Raw genomic sequence first — 19,856 nt, 5'->3', positions numbered from 1 at the left:
CAATAGCGTTGCAGCTCTTACTTCGCCGTCCAGCCGCCATCCATGGACAGGTTGGCGCCCGACATCTGGCTCGCGGCGTCCGAGCACAGGAACACGGCGAGCGCCGCCACCTGATCGACGGCCACGAACTGCTTGGTGGGCTGGGCTTCGAGGAGCACGTCGTTGATCACCTGCTCCTTGGTCATGTTGCGCGCCTTCATAGTGTCGGGAATCTGCTTCTCGACAAGCGGCGTCCAGACATAGCCGGGGCTGATGCAGTTGACCGTGATGCCGTCGGTCGCCACCTCGAGGGCCACCGTCTTGGTGAGGCCCGCGATGCCGTGCTTGGCCGCCACATAGGCCGACTTGAACGGCGAGGCGACGAGCGAATGGGCCGAGGCCGTGTTGATGATGCGGCCCCATTTGCGCGCCTTCATGCCGGGCACGGCGGCACGGATGGCATGGAACGCGGACGAGAGATTGATCGCGATGATCTGGTCCCATTTCTCGACCGGGAAATTTTCCACCGGCGAGACGAACTGGATGCCCGCATTGTTGACCAGGATGTCGACGCCCCCGAAGGTCCGCTCGGCGAGGCGGATCATCTCCTCGATCTCGTGCGGCTTCGACATGTCGGCCGCCGAATAGATTGCCCTGACGCCGAACTCGCTCTCGATGCCGGCCCGCTCCTTCTCGATGGCATCCGCATCGCCGAAGCCGTTGATGACCACGTTGGCGCCTTCCTTTGCGAAGGCCCGGGCGATGGCGAGGCCGATGCCGCTGGTCGAGCCGGTCACGACGGCTGTCCTGGATGTCAAAGTCATGCTCTACTCCATCAAAGCCTGGGCTCCAGGCATCATTGCAAGGGTGGCATACCACGGAGGGCGCCGCCGGGGTGAGCCTAGCAAAAAGAAGCATGCCGGGATGATCCCCCGGCAAGGCCCTCATCTGCTTCCGACGCATGGCGCCTTGGATCGACGCCCCGTTGCCGGATCGTCGGCAATATGAGATGCGGGATGTCGGGCCGTTCCGGATCGTCAACAGGTGCCTCGTGCCGACACCGAAAATACTTCCCTGCGGCGACAGTGCCGTGACCGTCGAGTTCGGAGAGACGATCGACCCGGACATCAACGGGATGGTTCTGGCGCTGGACGCCATCGTCAGGGCGCAGGCTCCCGCCGGCCTGATCGAGACGGTGCCGACCTACCGTTCCCTCACGATCCAGTTCGATCCGGCGACGACGGATTTCGACGCCCTCACCGGGCTCCTGGGTGACGCGACGAAGGACCTGGCCCCGCGCAGGGCGGTCGGCCGGCGCTGGCGCGTGCCGGTGGTCTATGGCGGCGAATACGGCATCGATCTCGACGAGGTCGCGGGCCTGCACGGCCTGACGCCCAGCCAGGTGATCGAGATCCATTCCTCGGCCGTCTACCGGATCTACATGATCGGCTTCCTGCCGGGCTTCACCTATCTCGGCGGCCTCGACAGGCGGATCGCCACGTCGCGGCGGCTCCATCCTCGGGCCAAGATCCCGGCCGGCACGATCATGATCGGCGGCGAGCAGGCGGGGATCGCCCCCATGGACATGCCGAGCGGCTGGCACAATCTCGGCCTGACGCCCGTCCGGCCCTATGCGCCCGGGCGCGATCCGGTCTTCCTGTTCGCGGCCGGCGACGAGATCGTGTTCGAACCCGTCGACGCCTCGCGCTGGGAGGCCCTGGAGAAGGCCGTCCGGGCCGGAGAGCCGGTCGCCGAGGAGGTGCGCCCATGACCGATCTCGTCATCAAATCCTGCGGCCCCATGACGAGCCTGCAGGATCGCGGGCGCATCGGCTACCAGGGCTTCGGCGTCTCCCCGTCCGGAGCCATGGACCGCCGCGCCCTGGCCGTGGCGAACACCCTCGTCGGCAACCCGCCCGAGACGGCGGCCGTGGAATTCATGAATCTCGGCGGCGCGTTCACCTGCGAGGGCGGGGACCTGCACGTGGCGCTCGCGGGCGCCGGATGCTCGCTGAGCATCGACGGAACGCCCGTTGCGCCGCAGACCTCCGTCGTGCTCAAGGAGGGGCAAAGTCTGGAGGTCGGCCATCCGCGCACCGGCACCTTCGCGTATCTGGCGGTCGCCGGCGGCATTGCGGTCGAGCCGGAACTCGGGAGCCTCTCGTTCCATCTGCGCTCCCGGCTCGGCGGCCTGAAAGGCTCGCCTCTGAAGGCGGGAGATCGCCTCCCCGCCCTCCCCGAGGCCCAGGACCGCGAGCCGATGCAGCTTGCCGTCGACCTCCTGGAGGAGACGGGCCCGATCCGGGTCATGCTCGGCCCGCAGGACGATTATTTCACGCCGGAAACTATTTCGTTGCTTCTGGAAAGTGAATTCACCGTCAGCCCGCAGGCCGACCGCATGGGCTTCCAGCTCACCGGTCCGCGCCTCGAGCATTCCCGGGGCTTCAACATCGTGTCGGACGGGATCGTGGACGGCCATATTCAGGTGCCGGGCAGCGGCCAGCCCATCGTGCTCATGCGCGACCGGCAAACGGCCGGGGGCTACCCGAAGATAGCCACGGTGATCAGCGCCGATCTCGCCCGTTTCGCGCAGCTGCGCCCGGGGATGGGCCTGCGCTTCGAGGCGGTGGAGCGGGACGCGGCCGTCGCGGCCGCACGCCGGCTCAAGGACTGGATCGCGTCTTTGCCCGCGAGCCTGACGCCCGTGCGATTCGCGCTCACGACCGAGCATCTGTTGAGCCGCAACCTGATCGGCGGCACGGTCGACGCGCTCGCGCCCGCCCCGGCCGACGTGAACGATTGAACGAAAAGGGCGCCGCACCCGCGACGCCCTGGTCTGCTTATTTCGCTTTTGTCTTGACGCCGCTTTCCTCGCTGCGGTCCGGCGCTCCAGCGGCCTTGGCCTCGCGGCGGCGCGCGTGCAGGATCCATTCGGTGTAGCCGTTGGGCTGTTCCGCGCCCTTGAAGATCAGATCGCAGGCGGCGTTCCAGGCCGGGCCCTCGAATTTCGGCGTCATCGGACGATAGAGCGGGTCGCCCCCGTTCTGCCGGTCCACCACGGCCGCCATGCGGCGCAGGGTCTCCATCACCTGGTCCTTGGACACGATGCTGTGGCGCAGCCAGTTGGCGATGTGCTGGCTCGAGATGCGCAAGGTGGCCCGATCCTCCATCAGGCCGACATCGTGGATGTCCGGCACCTTGGAGCAGCCGACGCCCTGGTCGATCCAGCGCACCACGTAGCCCAGGATGCCCTGGCAGTTGTTGTCGAGCTCCTGCTGCACCGCGTCCGGCGCCCAGTTCGACTGCGACACCGGAATGGTCAGGATGTCGGTGAGCTTCGCGCGCGGACGCTCCTTCAGCTCCTCCTGGCGCACGGGAACGTCAATCTCGTGGTAGTGCAGCGCATGAAGCGTCGCCGCGGTGGGCGACGGCACCCAGGCGGTGTTGGCGCCGGCCTGCGGATGGCCGATCTTCTGCGCCAGCATGTCGGCCATCTTGTCAGGCGCCGCCCACATGCCCTTGCCGATCTGTGCCTTGCCGGGCAGGCCGCAGAGGAGGCCCACATCCACGTTGTTGTCTTCGTAGGCTTTGATCCAGGCGGTCGACCTCATGTCGTTCTTGCGGATCATCGGGCCGGCTTCCATGGACGTGTGGATCTCGTCGCCGGTACGGTCGAGGAAGCCCGTGTTGATGAACACGATGCGGTCGCTCGCCGCCTTGATGCAGGCCTTGAGGTTGACGGTGGTGCGCCGCTCCTCGTCCATGATGCCCATTTTCAGCGTGTTGCGGGCAAGCCCCAGCATGTCCTCGACGGCGGCGAAGAGATCGTTCGCGAAGGCGACCTCGTCGGGCCCGTGCATCTTGGGTTTCACGATGTAGACCGAGCCCGCGCGGCTGTTGCGGATCGGCCCGGAGCCCTTCAGGTCGTGGATGGCGATGAGCGACGTGACGGCGGCGTCGAGGATGGTCTCGGGGATGTCCCGGCCTTCCTCGTCCAGCACCGCATCGGTGAACATGTGGTGGCCCACGTTGCGCACCAGCATGAGGCTGCGCCCGTGCAGGCGCAGTTCGCCGCTATTGGGCATGGTGTAGACCCGGTCCGGGTTGAGGTGGCGCTCGACGGTCTTGCCGCCCTTCTCGAAGGTCTCGACGAGGTCGCCCTTCATGAGCCCGAGCCAGGTGCGATAGATCTGCACCTTGTCCTCAGCATCCACCGCGGCGACCGAGTCCTCCAGGTCCATGATCGTGGAAATGGCCGATTCCAGCACCACGTCGGCGATGCCGGCGGGATCCTCGGCGCCAATCGGGTGCGAGCGGTCGATGCGGATGTCCAGGTGCAGGTTGTTGTGGCGCAGGAGCACGGAGGTCGGGTTGGCCGCCTCGCCCTGGTAGCCGATGAACTGGGTCGGATCGATCAGGCCGGTCTCGGTGCCGTCCTGCAGGGTGACGAAGAGCGCCCCGCCCTGGTCCGCATAGGAAACCGCGTCCCGGTGGCTGCCGGCGGCGAGCGGCGCCGCCCGGTCCAGCACCTCGCGGGCGCGCTCGACGACCTTGGCGCCGCGGGCCTTGTTGTAGCCGCCGGACCGGGGGGCGCCGTCCTCCTCCGGGATGGCGTCGGTGCCGTAGAGCGCGTCATAGAGACTGCCCCAGCGGGCATTGGCGGCGTTGAGCGCATAGCGGGCATTGGAGACCGGCACCACGAGCTGGGGGCCGGCGATCCGGGCGATCTCGTCGTCCACATGCTGTGTCTGGACGGTGAAATCCTCAGGCTCGGGCAGAACGTAGCCGATGTCGCGCAGGAAACGCTCGTAATCCGCCTGATCGAAGGCCTTGCCGGCCCGGCCGCGGTGGTACTCGTCGATCTGCGCCTGGATCCTGTCCCGGACGGCCAGAAGCTCGCGGTCGCGGGGCGCGAAATCCCGGACGAGCCCGGCGAGGCCGCTCCAGAAGACGGCGCTCGAAAGCCCCGTGCCGGCAATCGCCTCCCGTTCGATGAAATCGTGAAGAACCGATGCAACCTGGAGGCCGTTCGTCTGGACGCGCGTCATCGTTCCCGCTTTCGGTGGCTAAAGGACATTGCCTTAGCTTAAGGCGCTGTGACTAAAAATGAAGATCGCGTCCGCTTCCATGCGAAAAAGGGCGGACGATCGGGCCCGAATCCTATGCTTTAGATGTACGTCCGGCGGTCCGAATCGGGTCCGAAACAAAAAAGCCGCCTGAGCGGCGGCTGTTTTGGGAATTGGTGGAGCCAGGCGGGATCGAACCGCCGACCTCTTGCATGCCATGCAAGCGCTCTCCCAGCTGAGCTATGGCCCCATCTCGATCCGCGGTGCCGGGCACCGCGGGGTCTGCCGTGCTCGGCAGAGGCGTCTCTATAGTCGCCTCTGCTTCGAGGTTCAAGCCTCTTCGTCGTCTTCCAGATCGCTGTCGATCAGATCCGACACGTCGTCGTCGCCCTCTTCCTCGTCCTCGAGGAAGGTGTCGTCGTCGGCCACGTCGTCGCCCACGTCGATATCGTCGTCGACCGGGACGTCCTTCTCGTTCTCGCCGGCCTCGACCTCGTCGAGGGACACCATCTCCGGCCCGGTCGCCTCGAGCTCGGTCTCGTCGTCGTCATCGGGGGCGGCGGCGCGCGCCACCACGGGAGCGGCCACCCGGCTCATGGCCACGGCCTGGAAGACGGTGCCGCATTTCGGGCAGACGGCCGGGTCCTTGTTGAGATCGTAGAATTTCGCGCCGCAGCTCATGCACTGGCGCTTCAAGCCGAGTTCCGGTTTGGCCACGGGTGATTGCCTTGTGAGTGTGAATGGTCGGGAACGCTCCGTTAGTCGTGAGGGGGTGCCTTGTCAAATAGGAAATTGCAAGAGAGCCCCGGGCCTGCGCCAGCTTGCGCGTGACGGCGGGAAAACCGCATGTTAGGAGCCCGCCCTGATCAGAAGCCTCAAGGAACTCGAGCAAGGACCCGAGAATGTCGCACGCGCACGGATCGCCGTCACCGGTCGCCAGCAGGCCTGGAACGCCCCTGAAGGGGCGCATCCGCGTTCCCGGCGACAAGTCGATTTCTCACCGCTCCATGATCTTCGGCCTCCTGTCCATCGGCGAGACCCGGGTCGAGGGTCTGCTCGAAGGCGACGACGTGCTGCGCACGGCGGAAGCCTGCCGGGCTCTCGGAGCCGCCATCACCCGCGAGGCGCCCGGCCGGTGGCGGATCACCGGCGTGGGGATCGGCGGCCTGACCGAGCCCCAGGACGTTCTCGATTTCGGCAATGCGGGCACCGGCTCGCGCCTGATGATGGGCGTGGCCGGAAGCCATCCGATCACCTCGACCTTCGACGGCGACGCCTCCCTGCGCAAGCGTCCCATGCGCCGGATCCTCGATCCGCTCGTTCAGATGGGCGTGACCGTCGTGAGCGAGGCCGAGGGCGGACGGGTCCCGCTGACCCTCCGCGGCCCGAAGGAGACGATCCCGATCACCTATGAGACCCCGGCGGCCTCGGCCCAGATCAAGTCGGCGATCCTGCTCGCCGGCCTCAACTCCCCCGGCAGGACCACGGTGATCGAGCGCGAGGCGACCCGCGACCACACGGAACGGATGCTGCGCCATTTCGGAGCGAGCGTCGAGGTCGCCCCCCACGGGGCCGACGGCCGCGCCATCACGCTCCAGGGCCAGCCCGAGCTGCGCGGCACCGACATCGTGGTGCCGACCGATCCCTCCTCGGCGGCCTTCCCCCTGGTGGCGGCCCTGATCACGCCGGGCTCGGACGTGGTGCTCGAGGGCGTGATGATGAACCCCCTGCGCACCGGCCTCATCACGACCCTGATCGAGATGGGCGCCTCCATCGAGCGCCTGAACGAACGGGACGAGGGCGGCGAGACGGTCGCGGACCTGCGCGTCCGCCACAGCCGCCTCACCGGCGTGACGGTTCCCCATGCCCGGGCCCCGGCCATGATCGACGAATACCCGGTCCTGGCGGTCGCCGCCGCCTTCGCCGAGGGCACGACCCGGATGCAGGGGCTCCACGAGCTGCGCGTCAAGGAATCCGACCGGCTCGCGGCGGTTGCGGCCGGTCTGGCCGAGGCCGGCGTCGAGCACGAGATCCAGGGCGACGACCTGCTCGTTCACGGCTCGAACGGCAAGGTCCGGGGCGGCGGCAATCCGGTGGCGACCCATCTCGACCACCGCATCGCCATGTCGTTCCTGGTCATGGGCCTGGCCACGGCCCAGCCGATCACGGTGGACGACGGCGCCATGATCGCGACGAGCTTTCCTTCCTTCATCCCGCTCATGCGCGAGCTCGGCGCCACGATCCAGGATTAAGCTGGCCATGATCATCGCCATCGACGGCCCCGCCGCCTCGGGCAAGGGAACCCTGGGCCGGCGCCTGGCCGAGCATTACGGCTTCGCCCATCTCGACACCGGCCTGCTCTACCGGGCGGTCGCCCGCGTGCTCATGGACCGGGGCATTCCGCTCACGGACCGGGATGCGGCCGCGGAGGTGGCCCGGAACCTGGACGTCAGCCATCTGGAGGACGACTCACGCCTGCGCGGCGCCGCCATGGGCGAATCCGCCTCCGTGGTGTCGGCCTACCAGCCGGTCCGGGATGCCCTGCTGGCCTTCCAGCGCCAGTTCGGCGCCCAGGCGCCGGGCGCGGTGCTCGACGGCCGGGACATCGGGACCGTGGTCTGCCCGGATGCGGACGTGAAGCTCTTCATCACGGCCGCCCCGGAGGAGCGGGCGCGCCGGCGTCACCGGGAGCTGCTGAGCCGGGGCGAGCAGGCGGAATACGAGACGATCCTGGTGGATATCCGCCGCCGGGACGAGCGCGACATGAACCGCAGCACCGCTCCGCTCAAGGCGGCTGCCGATGCCATGACCCTGGACACGACGCATCTGGATGCCGACGGCGCCTTCCAGGCCGCGCTCGATCTCGTGGAGCGCCGGCAGCCTTCGAAGACCCGCGGTTAGACCTCCTTCAATTCTCCGTCATCGCCGGGCTTGTCCCGGTGATCCCGCTCCTGTCGTGCGCCGCGCCTTTCCGATCGGGATGGCCGGCACAAGGCCGGCCATGACGGGGAGCCCATGACGGGGAGGAATGCGCCCGCCCCGTGTCTCCCTGCGATCGAGGGACGGACCGGAATCCCCGCCATCGTCATACCGGAGGCCGCCCCTGGTCCCGGCCTGTCCTTGCCTTACTTTCAGAAGCTGGCACACTTCCATGACCTATCCGGCTCCGAGAAGGAGATACCGATGGTTCGTTCCGGCTTCATCCGTCTCGTCGCAGGGCTGGCCTGTCTTTGCGCGCTCGTGGCTCTGCCGGCCCAGGCCCAGACGGAGACCGAAGTCGACCTCGCTCTCGTCCTGGCGGTCGACATCTCCTTCTCCATGGACACGGACGAGCAGGCCCTGCAGCGGGAGGGCTTCGCCCAGGCGTTCCGGTCCAAGCTCGTCCACGATGCGATCCGCGGCGGAATGCTGGGCCGCATCGCCGTCACCTACATGGAATGGGCCGGCTCGCCGGACCAGAAGGTGATCGTTCCCTGGACGGTTCTCGACAATTCCGAGAGCCTGATGGCCTTTGCGGACAAGATCGCGTCCACGCCCCTGCGCCGGGCGCAGAGGACCTCGATCTCCAGCGCCATCGATTTCAGCGTGAAGCTTCTCGAGGAGAGCGGCATCAACGCGACCCGGCGGGTCATCGACGTGTCGGGGGACGGCCCCAACAACCAGGGGCGGCTCGTGATCGAGGCCCGGGACGCGGCCCTCGCCAAGGGGATCACCATCAACGGCCTGCCGATCATGCTGCGCCAGCCCGGCTATCTCGACATTCCGGATCTCGACATCTATTACAAGGACTGCGTCATCGGCGGCCAGGGTTCGTTCACCGTTCCGGTGCGCGAGCGCGACCAGTTCATCGAGGCGATCAAGACCAAGATCCTGCTGGAAGTCGCCAACCTGATGCTTGACCGGCCCCTGATTGACCGCATCCAGTCCCCTCCGCGCACCAACTGCATGGCCGGCGAGATGCAGTGGCGTGACCGCTGGAGCAATTGAACTGTCCTGCCCATGAAACAACTGACGCTGGCGCTCGTGGCCCACGACGCCAAGAAGGACGACATGGCCAACTTCGTGGCCAAGTATGAAAACGACATCCGCCCCTTCGCCCTCTTCGCCACCGGCACCACCGGCGGGCGCGTCATGGAACGCTGCCCGTCCCTCTCGGTCACGCGGTTGAAGAGCGGCCCGCTCGGCGGCGACCAGCAGATCGGCGCCATGATCGCCGAGGGAGAGATCGACGCGCTGTTCTTCTTCGTCGATCCGCTCTCGCCCCATCCCCACGACGTGGACGTGAAGGCGCTGATGCGTCTCGCCCTCGTCTACAACATCCCCATGGCGCTGAACCCCGCCACGGCGGAACGGCTGATCGAGTCGTTCCGAGATTAGCGGATCACGTTCTCGTCCTTCGCGCGGAGAGCCGAAGGTAAGAGTCGCATTGTCGGAACTCTGTGCCTGAAGACCGGCAATGCACGACCACGTCATCACCGGCCTTTTGCCGGTGATCCCGACCCGAAGAAGCGCTGCGCTTCACCGGATCGAGATGGCCGGTTCAAGTCCGGCCATGACGGAAAGGTGCCCCCCGGTCGGACCGCCCCGCGAGCTTCTCACGCCCCGCGCGGCTTGGCGCGCCGCGTCGGCGGAGCCGTCAGCGGGTCCTCGGGCCAGGGATGCTTGGGATACTGCCCGCGCATGTCGGCCCGCACCGCCGCCCAGGAGCCGCGCCAGAAGCCCGGCAGGTCGCGGGTGATCTGAATCGGGCGGTGGGCCGGGGACAGCAGGTGCAGGATGAGCGGCACGCGCCCGGCCGCGATGGTCGGATGCTTGTCGAGGCCGAACAGCTCCTGCACGCGCACGGCCAGAACGGGCCCCTCCTCGGCTCCGTAATCGATCGGGATCTGCGATCCGGTCGGCACCTCCACATGGGTCGGCGCCTCCGTCTCGAGACGCCGCTGCAGGTTCCAGGGCAGGAGCGCGCGCAGGGCCTCGCTCAGGAGATCGGGGCCGATGTCGTTCAAGCCGGCTCTGCCGACGAGATGGGGCGCCAGCCATTCCTGGGCCGTCCGGCTCAGGGCCTCGTCGGACAGGTCGGGCCATTCCTCGCCCTCGGCCTTGCGGAGGAACATCACGCGCTCCCGCCATTGCGCGAGCGCCTTCGACCACGGCAGGGCGTCGAGCCCCAGGGACACGAGACCTTCGGCCAGGGCCCGCGCCGCCTCGTCGGTCGCCGGTACTCTCAGAGGACGTTCGTTCAGGAGCAGGGCTCCGAGACGGCGGACGCCGCGCGCCCGGAGAGCCTTTGCCTGTCGGTCGAAGACGATCTCGTCACGCTGCTCGATCATCGCGCCGAACAGGCGGTCGATCTCGTCGGGCGACAGGGCGGCGGCGGCCAGAATGCGCGCCGAGGCGGCCCCGCCGGCGATCTCCGCGACGGCGAGGAAAGGCTCCCGCGCCAGCCGTTCATGCGCTTCGAGCGCGGCGCCGCGCCCGTTGGCCATGAGGTACTCGCCCGGTTTGCCCCGCGCCTTCGCAATCCGGTCGGGAAAGGCCAGCGTCATCAGCGCGCCGAAGGAATGCGGGTCGCTGGTGGCTGCGCGTGCCCCGCCCTTCGCCCAGCCCTCCGCCATGCGCCGCATGTCCTGCGCCCTGCCCGACCGGTCGCGCCGGAAGCGCTCGACCCGGTCGGCGAGGTCGACCGCGTCGCCACCCAGGCCGCGCTCGACGAGAACGGCCGCGAGATCCGCCGCTTCGCGCGCCTGCCCGCTTTCGCCCGCGGCCAGAACCATGCGGGCCAGGCGCGGCGGCAGGGGCAGGTCGCGCAGGCGCCGGCCCGTGTCGGTGATGCGTCCGTCGGCATCGAGAGCGCCGAGCTGCTGCAGCAGCGTCCGGGCTTCCTTAAGGGCCGGCGCCGGCGGCGGATCGAGAAAGGCGAGCGCCGTCGGGTCGGCGACGCCCCAGGCAGCGCAGTCGAGGAGCAGGGGCGCGAGATCGGCCGAGAGGATCTCCGGCCGGGCGAAGGGTTCGAGCGCGCCGGTGGCGGCCTCTTCCCAGAGTCGGTAGCACACGCCCGGCTCGGTGCGGCCGGCGCGGCCCCGGCGCTGATCGGCGGCGGCGCGGGAGACGCGCACCGTCTCCAGGCGCGTGAGCCCGATATTCGGCTCGTAGACCGGCACTCGGGCGAGCCCCGAATCGATCACGACCCGGACGCCCTCGATGGTGAGCGAGGTCTCGGCGATGGAGGTGGCGAGCACCACCTTGCGCCGTCCGGGCTTGGCCGGACTGACGGCGAGATCCTGCTCGCCTCGCTCCAGGGCGCCATAGAGCGGCGCGAGGTCGACCGCGGGATCGGAGATGCGCTCGCGCAGCAGGGTCTCGACCCGGCGGATCTCCCCCTGCCCCGGCAGGAAGACCAGGATGGAGCCGCTCTCGGCCCTCAAGCCGCGCATGACCGCATCCGCCACCTGCTCGTCGATGCGCCGGTTGGGATCGCGCCCCAGATAGCGGGTCTCGACCGGATAGGCGCGGCCTTCCGACTCCACGACGGGAGCTTCGTCCAGCAGCCTCGCCACCCGGGCTCCATCCAGGGTCGCCGACATGACGAGGAGGCGAAGATCCTCCCGCAGGCCTCCCTGCGCATCGAGAGCGAGCGCAAGGCCGAGATCCGCATCGAGGGAGCGCTCGTGGAACTCGTCGAAGAGCACGGCCGCAACGCCGTCGAGGGACGGATCGTCCAGGATCATGCGGGCGAAGACGCCCTCGGTGACGACCTCGATGCGCGTCTTGCGGCTGATCTTGGAGCCCAGGCGGACGCGCAGGCCCACGGTTTCCCCAACCGCCTCTCCGAGCGTCTGCGCCATGCGGGCGGCGGCAGCCCACGCGGCCAGGCGCCGGGGCTCCAGCACGATGATCTTTCCCCCGTTCGCCCAGGGCTCGTCGAGAAGCACCAGCGGCACCCTGGTGGTCTTGCCGGCCCCGGGAGGGGCGACGAGCACGGCGTTGGGACCCGTGCGCAGGCGCGCCGTCAGATCCGCGAGGACGTCGTCGATCGGAAGGGAGGTGTCGAAAACCCGCATGCCGCCTGATGGCGCAAGCGAGCCGGGAGAGCAAGGGGCTTGGGACGTGCTGTCATTCCCGGCCTATGGCCGGCGGAGCAACACCCGCCTCGTCATGGCCGGGGCGGGCCCGGCCATGATGATTGGAAAGGCCCGGCGCATCACAGAAGCGAGGTCACCGGCACAAGGCCGGTGATGGACGTGGGAGCGATGTCACACCGGAAAGCCGTAGTCCCGCAGTTCCGCCGCCAGATCGATCCCGTCGGCGCAGTGGATCGCCTGCATGCCGATGACGCGGGCGGCCTCCACATTGGCGCTGGAATCGTCGATGAACACGCAGTCTTCCGCCTTCAGCCCATACCGGTCGAGCAGCAGACGGTAGATGGCGGGATCGGGCTTGAGGAGGCGCTCGTCGCCCGACACGACTATGCCGTCAAACCCTGACAGGAACGGGAAGCGCTTCTGGGACTGGATGAACTTGGGGCCGGAAAAATTCGTGATGCAGTAATTGGGAACGCCGGCTTCCCGCAGGCGCAGCAGCAGGTCCACATGCTCCTCGAAGATTCCGGAAACGGTCTCGTCCCAACGCTCGTGGAACGCCCGGATCTGGGTCTCGTGCGTCGGGTGATCCTTGACGAGCAGAGCCACGGCCTCGTCCCAGTCGCGCCCCCGGTCCTGCTCCACGTTCCAGTCCGGGGTGCAGACATGGGCGAGGAACCACTCCATCTGGCCCTCGTCGTCGAAGATCCGGCGATAGAGATTGCGCGGGTCCCAGCGCAGCAGGACGTTGCCGATGTCGAACACGACGGTGGTAGGCTGCCCCATGCTCTCGATGCTTTCCTTGACCTCTCGTCGGTGAGGTTTAGCCGTCCGAGGGCACTCGCGCCACTCTCATCATTGAGGGGCAGACGCCGAAATCCGAGCGACTGGACAGGCCTGACCATGAACCGGGGCTGACGCTTGGCCGCGCGAGAGGCGAACTCCCTCCATGACGAGCCATGGAGGGAGCCGGGCGGACTTCAGCCGCCGATATTGTAGGCCGCGAGCGCCGCCATGTTGACGATGTCGCTGTCGGTGGCGCCGAGGGAGACGATCTGCACCGGCTTGTCGAGACCGACCACGAGCGGGCCGAGCACCATCGCGCCGCCGAGCTCCTGCAGCATTTTGGTCGAGATCGAGGCCGAATGAAACGCCGGCATGACGAGCACGTTCGCCGGTCCCTTGAGGCGGGAGAACGGGTATTGCGCCATCACGTCCCGGTTGAGCGCCACGTCGGCCGACATCTCGCCGTCATACTCGAAATCGACCCGCATATCGTCGAGGATCTCGACGGCCTCCTGGATCTTCTCCGCGCGCTCCGCTTTCGGATGGCCGAAGGTCGAGAACGAGAGAAGCGCCACCCGCGGCTCGTAGCCGAGGCGGCGGGCGACGCCGGCGGACTCGATAGCGATCTCCGCGAGTTCCTGCGCGCTGGGCATCTCGTGAATGGCGGTGTCGGCTACGAGAACCGTGCGGCCGCGCGCAAGGCACAGAGACACGCCGATGACGCGGTGCCCGGGCTTGGCGTCGATCACGTGGCGCACGTCGGCGAGCGCCGTCGAGTAGTTGCGGGTCGCGCCCGTCACCATGGCGTCCGCATCGCCCAGGGCCACCATCGAGGCGGCGAAGTGGTTGCGGTCCTGGTTGATCATGCGCTGGCAGTCGCGGAACAGGTAGCCCTTGCGCTGCAAGCGCTCGTACAGAAACTGCGCGTAGGTCGCGTTGCGCTGGGACAGGCGCGCGTTGTGGATCTCGATGCCCTCGCGGCCTTCGAGCTCGATTCCCGCCTGAGTGGCCGTTTCCTGGATGCGATCCTCGCGGCCGACCAGAATGGCCTTGCCGAGGCCCTGGTTGACGAAGGACAGGGCCGCGCGGATCACCTGCTCCTCCTCGCCCTCCGCAAACACGACGCGCTTCGGGAACTTGCGTACGCGCTCGAAGATGCGGTTGAGGGTGCCGGCCACCGGATCGCGTCGCGCGGAGAGCTGGGCCTTATAGGACCGCATGTCGACGATCGGACGGCGCGCGACGCCCGTGTCCATGGCGGCTCGCGCCACCGCCATGGGAATGGTGTGGATCAGGCGCGGATCGAAGGGCACCGGGATGATGTACTCGCGCCCGAAGCGGGGACGCGAGCCCTGATAGGCGGCCGCCACTTCATCCGGGACATCCTCGCGGGCGAGCTCCGCCAGCGCCTGGGCGGCGGCGATCTTCATCTCCATGTTGATGGTCGTGGCCTGAACGTCGAGCGCGCCGCGGAAGATGTAGGGAAAGCCCAGGACATTGTTGACTTGGTTCGGATAATCGGAGCGGCCCGTCGCGATGATGACGTCGTCGCGTATGCGCGCCACTTCCTCCGGGGTGATCTCCGGGTCCGGGTTGGCCATGGCGAAGATGATCGGGTTGGGCGCCATGGAGCGGATCATCTCGTCAGTGAACGCCCCCTTGGCCGAGAGGCCGAACACCGCATCGGCGCCGTTCAGCGCATCCGCGAGAGTGCGGGCGTCCGTCTGGGCCGCATGGGCGGATTTCCACTGGTTCATGCCCTCGGTGCGGCCCTGGTAGATCACGCCCTTGGTGTCGCAGAGGATGACGTTGTTGGGCGCAAAGCCCATGGCTTTCAGGAGCTCCGTGCAGGCGATGCCGGCGGCGCCCGCGCCGTTCACCACGAGCTTGGTCTTCGCCATGTCGCGGTCGGTCAGATGGAGCGCATTGATGAGGCCCGCCGCCGCGATGATGGCCGTGCCGTGCTGATCGTCATGGAACACGGGAATGTCCATCAGTTCCCGCAGGCGTTCCTCGATGATGAAGCATTCCGGCGCCTTGATGTCCTCGAGATTGATGCCCCCGAAGGACGGGCCGAGATAGCGCACGCAGTTGATGAAGGCGTCCGCATCCTCCGTGTCGACCTCGAGGTCGATCGAATCCACATCGGCGAACCGCTTGAAGAGAACGGACTTGCCCTCCATGACCGGCTTCGAGGCGAGCGCCCCGAGATTGCCGAGGCCCAGGATCGCGGTCCCGTTCGAGATCACCGCCACCATGTTGGACCGGGTGGTATAATCGAAGGCCAGGGACGGGTTTTCCGCAATCGCCAGCACCGGCACCGCGACGCCCGGCGAGTAGGCGAGCGACAGGTCGCGCTGGGTCGCCATGGGTTTCGTCGGGACGACTTCGAGCTTTCCGGGTCGTCCCTGGGCGTGGAACTGCAGCGCCTCCTGATCGGTGAAGGTGGGACGCTTGCGGCGGATCGGGCGCTGATCGTCGGTCATGAGATATGGTTTCTTTTGTTGCGGGGCGTTTCCAAAGGGGGATGCGACCTTAAGGCATAGGGGGCGCCTTCCTCAAGACTTGTCCACATCCGCCCTTCGGACCCCATGACACGGATGAAAGGGCGGGCCGGCTTTGCTAAACAGGGTGGATGTCGTCCCAAGCCGCCTACAAATCCCCCGAGACCACCTCGCCGAACGCCGCGCCGGCCTCCGCGCCCGCGCAGGACAGCCGCGTCACGCCCATGATGGCGCAGTACATCGAGATCAAGGCGGCCAATCCGGACAGCCTGCTCTTCTACCGGATGGGCGATTTCTACGAATTGTTCTTCGAGGATGCCGAAATCGCCAGCCAGGCGCTCGGCATCGTGCTGACCAAGCGGGGCAAGCACCAGGGGCAGGACATCCCCATGTGCGGCGTGCCCGTGGAGCGGGCGGACGACTACCTGCAGCGGCTCATCGGCCTCGGCCACCGGGTCGCGGTCTGCGAGCAGACCGAGGATCCGGCCGAAGCCAAGAAGCGTGGCTCGAAATCCGTCGTGCGCCGCGACGTGGTCCGCCTCGTCACCCCCGGGACGATCACCGAGGAGCGCCTGCTGGAGCCGGGCCGGGCCAATTATCTGCTGGCCATCGCCCGCCGCCGCGCCTCCGATACGCAATGGTGCTACGGCCTGGCCGCCGTCGACATATCCACAGGCCATTTCGTGCTGAGCGAAACCGACGGCACGGGCCTGTCCGCCGAGATCGCCCGCTTCGAGCCGCGCGAGATCCTGGTGCCGGACGTCATTCACGACGATCCGGAGCTCAGGAGCTTCTGGCAGGAGACCCGTGCATCCATCACGCCGCTGTCCCGCGAGGGCCTCGATCCGGCCTCCGCCGAGCGGCGGCTCAAGGATTATTTCGGAGTCGCGACCCTCGACGCCTTCGGGGCCTTCAGCCCGGCCGAGATCACCGCTGCGGGCAGCGCCCTCTTCTACGTCGAGAAGACGCAGATCGACAGCCGCCCGGCCCTGAACCCGCCCGCCCGAGACACCTCCGGGGCGGCGCTTGCGATCGATGCCGCCACCCGGGCCAATCTGGAGCTGACCCGCACCCTTTCCGGCGAGCGGACGGGGAGCCTGCTCGCCACCATCGACTGCACGGTGACGCCGGGCGGCGCCCGGCTTCTCGCGGAGCGTCTCGCCGGCCCCCTCACCCATCCGGGCCAGATCCGGGACCGGCAGGATTCGGTCACGGCCCTCGCGGAGAACAACGACCTGCGCGACCGCCTGCGGCGCATCCTCAAGCGCTCGCCCGATCTGGCCCGCGCCCTCTCCCGGCTGAGTCTCGGGCGCGGCGGACCGCGCGACCTGGCCTGCGTGCGCGACGGCCTGTTCGCGGCCCGCGAACTCGGTCTCGAACTGGCGATCGCCCCCAATCTGCCGACGGAGCTGTCCGCAGCCGCGCAGGTGCTCCAGGGTCTTCGCACGGACGTGGCGGACCGGCTCGCGGCTGCCCTTGCCGACGAGTTGCCCCTGCTCAAGCGTGATGGCGGCTTCGTCCGCGCGGGGTTCGACCCGGCCCTCGACGAGCTGCGCGACCTGCAGCAGGATTCCCGCCGCTTCATCGCGGCCCTTCAGGCGCGCTACGCCACCGAGACCGGCTGCCGCTCCCTGCGCGTCAAGCACAACCACATGATCGGCTACTTCGTGGAGGTGCCGCAGAATGTGGGTGAGGACCTGCTGAAGGAGCCGTTCAAGGATGTCTTCGTCCACCGCCAGACCATGGCGGGCGCCATGCGCTTCTCCACGCTGGAGCTCGGCGAGCTCGAAGCGAAGATCGCGTCTGCGGCCGACCGGGCGCTGAAGATCGAGCTCGCCCTCTTCGACGAGATGGTGCAGGCCCTGCTGGACCTGGCAGGCGACGTGGCGGCTGCCGCCGAAGCCATTGCGGTCATCGACGTGACTGCGGCTCTCGCCGACCTCGCCATGCGACTGGACTGGACGCGGCCCGTCGTCGACACCAGCCTCGCCTTCACCGTCAAGGGCGGCCGCCACCCGGTCGTCGAGGCAGCCCTCAGGCGCGAGGGCACGCCCTTCATCGCCAACGATTCGGACCTGTCAGGGAAAAGCGCCGGCCATATCCTGCTGATCACCGGCCCCAACATGGGCGGCAAGTCCACCTATCTGCGCCAGAACGCGCTGATCGTGGTGCTGGCCCAGATGGGATCCTACGTGCCGGCCAAGGAGGCCCATATCGGCATCGTCGACCGGCTCTTCTCCCGCGTGGGCGCTGCTGACGATCTGGCGCGGGGCCGCTCGACATTCATGGTCGAGATGGTGGAGACCGCCGCGATTCTCAACCAGGCAACCGCGCACTCGCTCGTCATCCTCGACGAGATCGGCCGCGGCACCGCCACCTTCGACGGTCTCTCCATCGCCTGGGCGGCCATCGAGCATCTGCACGAGTCCAATCGCTGCCGGGCCCTGTTCGCCACCCATTTCCACGAGCTGACCGCCCTCGCCGAGCGGATGCCGCGCATTTCCAACGCGACCCTGAAGGTAACCGAATGGAACGGCGAGGTGGTGTTCCTGCACGAGGTGGTGCCGGGCGCCGCCGACCGTTCCTACGGGCTGCAGGTGGCGCGTCTGGCCGGCCTGCCCGCCCCCGTCGTCGAACGGGCGAAGACGATCCTGAGCGAGTTGGAGAAGTCGGACCGCGAAGCACCCAAGCGCGCCCTTTTCGACGACCTGCCCCTGTTTGCGGTTCCCGCCCGCGCCGAGCCGGTGCCGCCTCCGAAGCATGACGTCCTGCGGGAGGCGCTCGATGCCCTGGATCCCGACGCGATGACGCCGCGCGAGGCGCTCGATGCGCTCTACCGCCTCAAGGCGCAGAGATAGCCTGCGGCATCGGGGGAGGCGTATCAGGAGACCTGCGAATTACGCTCACGAGGGGCTGCGCCGAAAGGGACGAAGGTCACCGTCCGTGCATCGTCGGGCTCACGCAGCTGCCCGGCCGTGACATAGCCTAAGGCCTCGCGGACACCGCGTTCCGTGTAGGGCTTGGCGATCACCCCCCAGGCGCCGGCGAAATCCTCCGGGATGCGCTTGGTGTTCGCCGTCATGAACAGCACGGTGACCTGGAGCTCGGCTGCGAGGCGGCGCGCGACATCGACCCCTGTGGGCCCATCGGCCAGATGGATGTCGACGAAGGCCAGATCAGGCTTGAGTTCGCGGCCACGGGCAAGAGCCTCCCCGGAGGAAGCCGCGATCGCGACGACGTCGTGGCCCAGATCCTGCAGCAGGCTTTCGAGCTCGAGCGCGATCAGGATCTCATCCTCGACGACGAGGATACGCAACGGCTTCTCGCTACTCAAACCGGGTCTCCTCCGCGTCGACGGGTATCACGATCTCAGCGCGTGTACCTGGCTCCCTGTCGTGCCAAGTCAACCGCCCCTTCAACTGATGGACCAACATCGTGATCAAGGTTTTTCCAAAACTTCCCTCGGGCGGAGGCGAATGATCGAGGCCGACGCCATCGTCCTCGACGGCGATTTGCACGCCGTTTTCGACCCGCTCGATTGCGATTGTCAATCGGCCCCGGCGGCCGTTTGGGAAAGCATGCTTAACCGCATTGCCGACCACCTCGTTCAGCAGAAGAGCCAGAGCGGCCGCCTTGGCGGCCGGAACGCCGAGGGGCTCGGCCTGAAGGTCGAGATCGACCTGCCCCTTCGGCAGGGTCGCGGCCAGGTCACCGGCGAGTTCCGTGGCGAACTCCTTCAGGTTGAACCGGGTCGTGTCCCCGGCCCCATGGAGGAGCCGGTGCGCTGCTGCGAGTGCGCCGACCCGCTCGGCCAAGTCCTGGAGGACCTTTCGCGCTTCCGGGTCCTGAAGACGTCGCGCCTTCAGGAGGACCAGGGAGGCGATCATCTGGAGGGAGTTCTTGGCCCGATGCTCGACTTCGTGGAGCAGCGCCGTCTTCTGCTCGAGCGCCAGGCGAAGATCCTGGATCCGCCGCTCGGCCTTCTCGTCCAGGAGCGTCCCCGCGTCAAAGCGATCCCGGTCGGGCGGCTTCGTCGCGCCGGCGCCGTTCAGCAGCACGGTCACCGACCGCAGCTGGCCGGCCTCGTCATGGACCGGTGAGAGGGACAAGGTGCTCCAGAACGGGGATCCGTCCGTCCGGCGCCCCCGGAAGGCGGTTTCGAGCGCCTCTCCGCGACGCAACGCGGCATCGATCGCGCTGAAGGACGCCGGACCCGCATCGGGGGCCTGAAGCAGGTGCCAGCCGCGGCCGAGCACCTCGTCCGGGGAATGGCCGGTCAGATCGAAGAAGGCCGGATTCGCGAAGACGACGGGAGCCGGCGTCCGGCTCGGGTCGACCATCAGGACGGGCACGCGCAAGGAATGGAAGGCGGCCCTGAAGGAGGCCTCCTGGGAGTCCGACGGTGCAACGTGGGTTTCGGCCAGCATTACGATCTCTGGACGC

General features: G+C 67.8%; 15 protein-coding genes and 1 tRNA gene. 7 read left to right on the top strand and 9 right to left on the bottom strand.

Annotated elements, in window-relative coordinates; genetic code table 11:
* Positions 1 to 17 precede the first annotated feature (17 nt).
* Positions 18 to 803, bottom strand: a complete 786-nt coding sequence (locus HPT29_RS05425) for a 3-hydroxybutyrate dehydrogenase (protein WP_173948473.1) — start codon at positions 801 to 803, stop codon at positions 18 to 20.
* 185 nt (positions 804 to 988) lie between these two features.
* Between HPT29_RS05425 and pxpB the strand changes: the two genes are divergently transcribed.
* On the top strand, positions 989 to 1,750 hold the full coding sequence (gene pxpB / locus HPT29_RS05420) for a 5-oxoprolinase subunit PxpB (RefSeq protein ID WP_173948500.1): 762 nt from the start codon (positions 989 to 991) through the stop codon (positions 1,748 to 1,750).
* Positions 1,747 to 2,781, top strand: coding sequence for a 5-oxoprolinase subunit C family protein (locus tag HPT29_RS05415; protein WP_173948474.1), 1,035 nt, complete (start codon positions 1,747 to 1,749; stop codon positions 2,779 to 2,781). Before pxpB ends, HPT29_RS05415 begins: the two co-directional genes overlap by 4 nt.
* Before the next feature lie 37 nt (positions 2,782 to 2,818).
* Here the strand turns inward: HPT29_RS05415 and HPT29_RS05410 are convergent, their stop codons facing one another.
* The 3 genes from HPT29_RS05410 to HPT29_RS05400 form a co-directional block, all read right to left on the bottom strand.
* Positions 2,819 to 5,026, bottom strand: a complete 2,208-nt coding sequence (locus tag HPT29_RS05410; RefSeq protein WP_173948475.1) for a malate synthase G — start codon at positions 5,024 to 5,026, stop codon at positions 2,819 to 2,821.
* A 192-nt stretch (positions 5,027 to 5,218) separates the two neighbouring features.
* Positions 5,219 to 5,294, bottom strand: a tRNA-Ala gene (locus HPT29_RS05405).
* Positions 5,295 to 5,374: 80 nt separating this feature from the next.
* Complete coding sequence (locus HPT29_RS05400; protein WP_173948476.1) at positions 5,375 to 5,761, bottom strand: TIGR02300 family protein; 387 nt, start codon at positions 5,759 to 5,761, stop codon at positions 5,375 to 5,377.
* A gap of 185 nt (positions 5,762 to 5,946) precedes the next feature.
* On the opposite strand from HPT29_RS05400, the gene aroA reads away from it, so the two are divergent.
* From aroA to HPT29_RS05380, 4 genes are all read left to right on the top strand, one after another.
* On the top strand, positions 5,947 to 7,296 hold the full coding sequence (aroA, locus tag HPT29_RS05395; protein ID WP_173948477.1) for a 3-phosphoshikimate 1-carboxyvinyltransferase: 1,350 nt from the start codon (positions 5,947 to 5,949) through the stop codon (positions 7,294 to 7,296).
* A 7-nt stretch (positions 7,297 to 7,303) separates the two neighbouring features.
* On the top strand, positions 7,304 to 7,945 hold the full coding sequence (gene cmk, locus HPT29_RS05390; RefSeq protein ID WP_173948478.1) for a (d)CMP kinase: 642 nt from the start codon (positions 7,304 to 7,306) through the stop codon (positions 7,943 to 7,945).
* A gap of 282 nt (positions 7,946 to 8,227) precedes the next feature.
* On the top strand, positions 8,228 to 9,031 hold the full coding sequence (locus tag HPT29_RS05385) for a DUF1194 domain-containing protein (RefSeq protein WP_173948479.1): 804 nt from the start codon (positions 8,228 to 8,230) through the stop codon (positions 9,029 to 9,031).
* A gap of 12 nt (positions 9,032 to 9,043) precedes the next feature.
* A complete protein-coding gene (locus tag HPT29_RS05380; protein ID WP_173948480.1) occupies positions 9,044 to 9,421 on the top strand; it encodes a methylglyoxal synthase in 378 nt (125 codons plus the stop codon).
* Between the two features lie 218 nt (positions 9,422 to 9,639).
* Here the strand turns inward: HPT29_RS05380 and hrpB are convergent, their stop codons facing one another.
* The 3 genes from hrpB to HPT29_RS05365 all read right to left on the bottom strand — a co-directional run bounded on the left by hrpB (position 9,640) and on the right by HPT29_RS05365 (position 15,395).
* The gene (gene hrpB / locus HPT29_RS05375; protein ID WP_173948481.1) at positions 9,640 to 12,105 is read right to left on the bottom strand and encodes an ATP-dependent helicase HrpB; all 2,466 of its coding nucleotides are present in this window, start codon (positions 12,103 to 12,105) and stop codon (positions 9,640 to 9,642) included.
* A gap of 192 nt (positions 12,106 to 12,297) precedes the next feature.
* Positions 12,298 to 12,909: an HAD family hydrolase gene (locus HPT29_RS05370; RefSeq protein ID WP_173948482.1), complete on the bottom strand. Its 612-nt coding sequence runs from the start codon at positions 12,907 to 12,909 to the stop codon at positions 12,298 to 12,300.
* 194 nt (positions 12,910 to 13,103) lie between these two features.
* Positions 13,104 to 15,395: an NADP-dependent malic enzyme gene (locus tag HPT29_RS05365; RefSeq protein WP_173948483.1), complete on the bottom strand. Its 2,292-nt coding sequence runs from the start codon at positions 15,393 to 15,395 to the stop codon at positions 13,104 to 13,106.
* 149 nt (positions 15,396 to 15,544) lie between these two features.
* Here HPT29_RS05365 and mutS point away from each other — a divergent pair, with 149 nt between their 5' ends.
* Positions 15,545 to 18,271, top strand: coding sequence for a DNA mismatch repair protein MutS (gene mutS, locus HPT29_RS05360; protein WP_173948484.1), 2,727 nt, complete (start codon positions 15,545 to 15,547; stop codon positions 18,269 to 18,271).
* 23 nt (positions 18,272 to 18,294) lie between these two features.
* Here the strand turns inward: mutS and HPT29_RS05355 are convergent, their stop codons facing one another.
* Positions 18,295 to 18,747: a response regulator gene (locus tag HPT29_RS05355; RefSeq protein ID WP_173948485.1), complete on the bottom strand. Its 453-nt coding sequence runs from the start codon at positions 18,745 to 18,747 to the stop codon at positions 18,295 to 18,297.
* The gene (locus HPT29_RS05350; RefSeq protein ID WP_173948486.1) at positions 18,740 to 19,840 is read right to left on the bottom strand and encodes a sensor histidine kinase; all 1,101 of its coding nucleotides are present in this window, start codon (positions 19,838 to 19,840) and stop codon (positions 18,740 to 18,742) included. The genes HPT29_RS05355 and HPT29_RS05350 overlap by 8 nt, the downstream gene beginning before the upstream one ends.
* Between the last annotated feature and the right edge of the window lie 16 nt (positions 19,841 to 19,856).

This window comes from Microvirga terrae (assembly GCF_013307435.2).
GTDB classification, from domain to species: domain Bacteria; phylum Pseudomonadota; class Alphaproteobacteria; order Rhizobiales; family Beijerinckiaceae; genus Microvirga; species Microvirga terrae.
The sequence above is the reverse complement of the archived record's forward strand: the minus strand, read 5'-3'. Positions and strand labels throughout refer to the sequence as shown.

Coding starts and splice junctions, on each gene's coding strand:
- HPT29_RS05425 (WP_173948473.1), bottom strand. CDS start 803: ATGACTTTGACATCCAGGACAGCCGTCGTGACCGGCTCGACCAGCGGC.
- pxpB (WP_173948500.1), top strand. CDS start 989: ATGCGGGATGTCGGGCCGTTCCGGATCGTCAACAGGTGCCTCGTGCCG.
- HPT29_RS05415 (WP_173948474.1), top strand. CDS start 1,747: ATGACCGATCTCGTCATCAAATCCTGCGGCCCCATGACGAGCCTGCAG.
- HPT29_RS05410 (WP_173948475.1), bottom strand. CDS start 5,026: ATGACGCGCGTCCAGACGAACGGCCTCCAGGTTGCATCGGTTCTTCAC.
- aroA (WP_173948477.1), top strand. CDS start 5,947: ATGTCGCACGCGCACGGATCGCCGTCACCGGTCGCCAGCAGGCCTGGA.
- cmk (WP_173948478.1), top strand. CDS start 7,304: ATGATCATCGCCATCGACGGCCCCGCCGCCTCGGGCAAGGGAACCCTG.
- HPT29_RS05385 (WP_173948479.1), top strand. CDS start 8,228: ATGGTTCGTTCCGGCTTCATCCGTCTCGTCGCAGGGCTGGCCTGTCTT.
- HPT29_RS05380 (WP_173948480.1), top strand. CDS start 9,044: ATGAAACAACTGACGCTGGCGCTCGTGGCCCACGACGCCAAGAAGGAC.
- hrpB (WP_173948481.1), bottom strand. CDS start 12,105: ATGCGGGTTTTCGACACCTCCCTTCCGATCGACGACGTCCTCGCGGAT.
- HPT29_RS05370 (WP_173948482.1), bottom strand. CDS start 12,909: ATGGGGCAGCCTACCACCGTCGTGTTCGACATCGGCAACGTCCTGCTG.
- HPT29_RS05365 (WP_173948483.1), bottom strand. CDS start 15,395: ATGACCGACGATCAGCGCCCGATCCGCCGCAAGCGTCCCACCTTCACC.
- mutS (WP_173948484.1), top strand. CDS start 15,545: ATGTCGTCCCAAGCCGCCTACAAATCCCCCGAGACCACCTCGCCGAAC.
- HPT29_RS05350 (WP_173948486.1), bottom strand. CDS start 19,840: ATGCTGGCCGAAACCCACGTTGCACCGTCGGACTCCCAGGAGGCCTCC.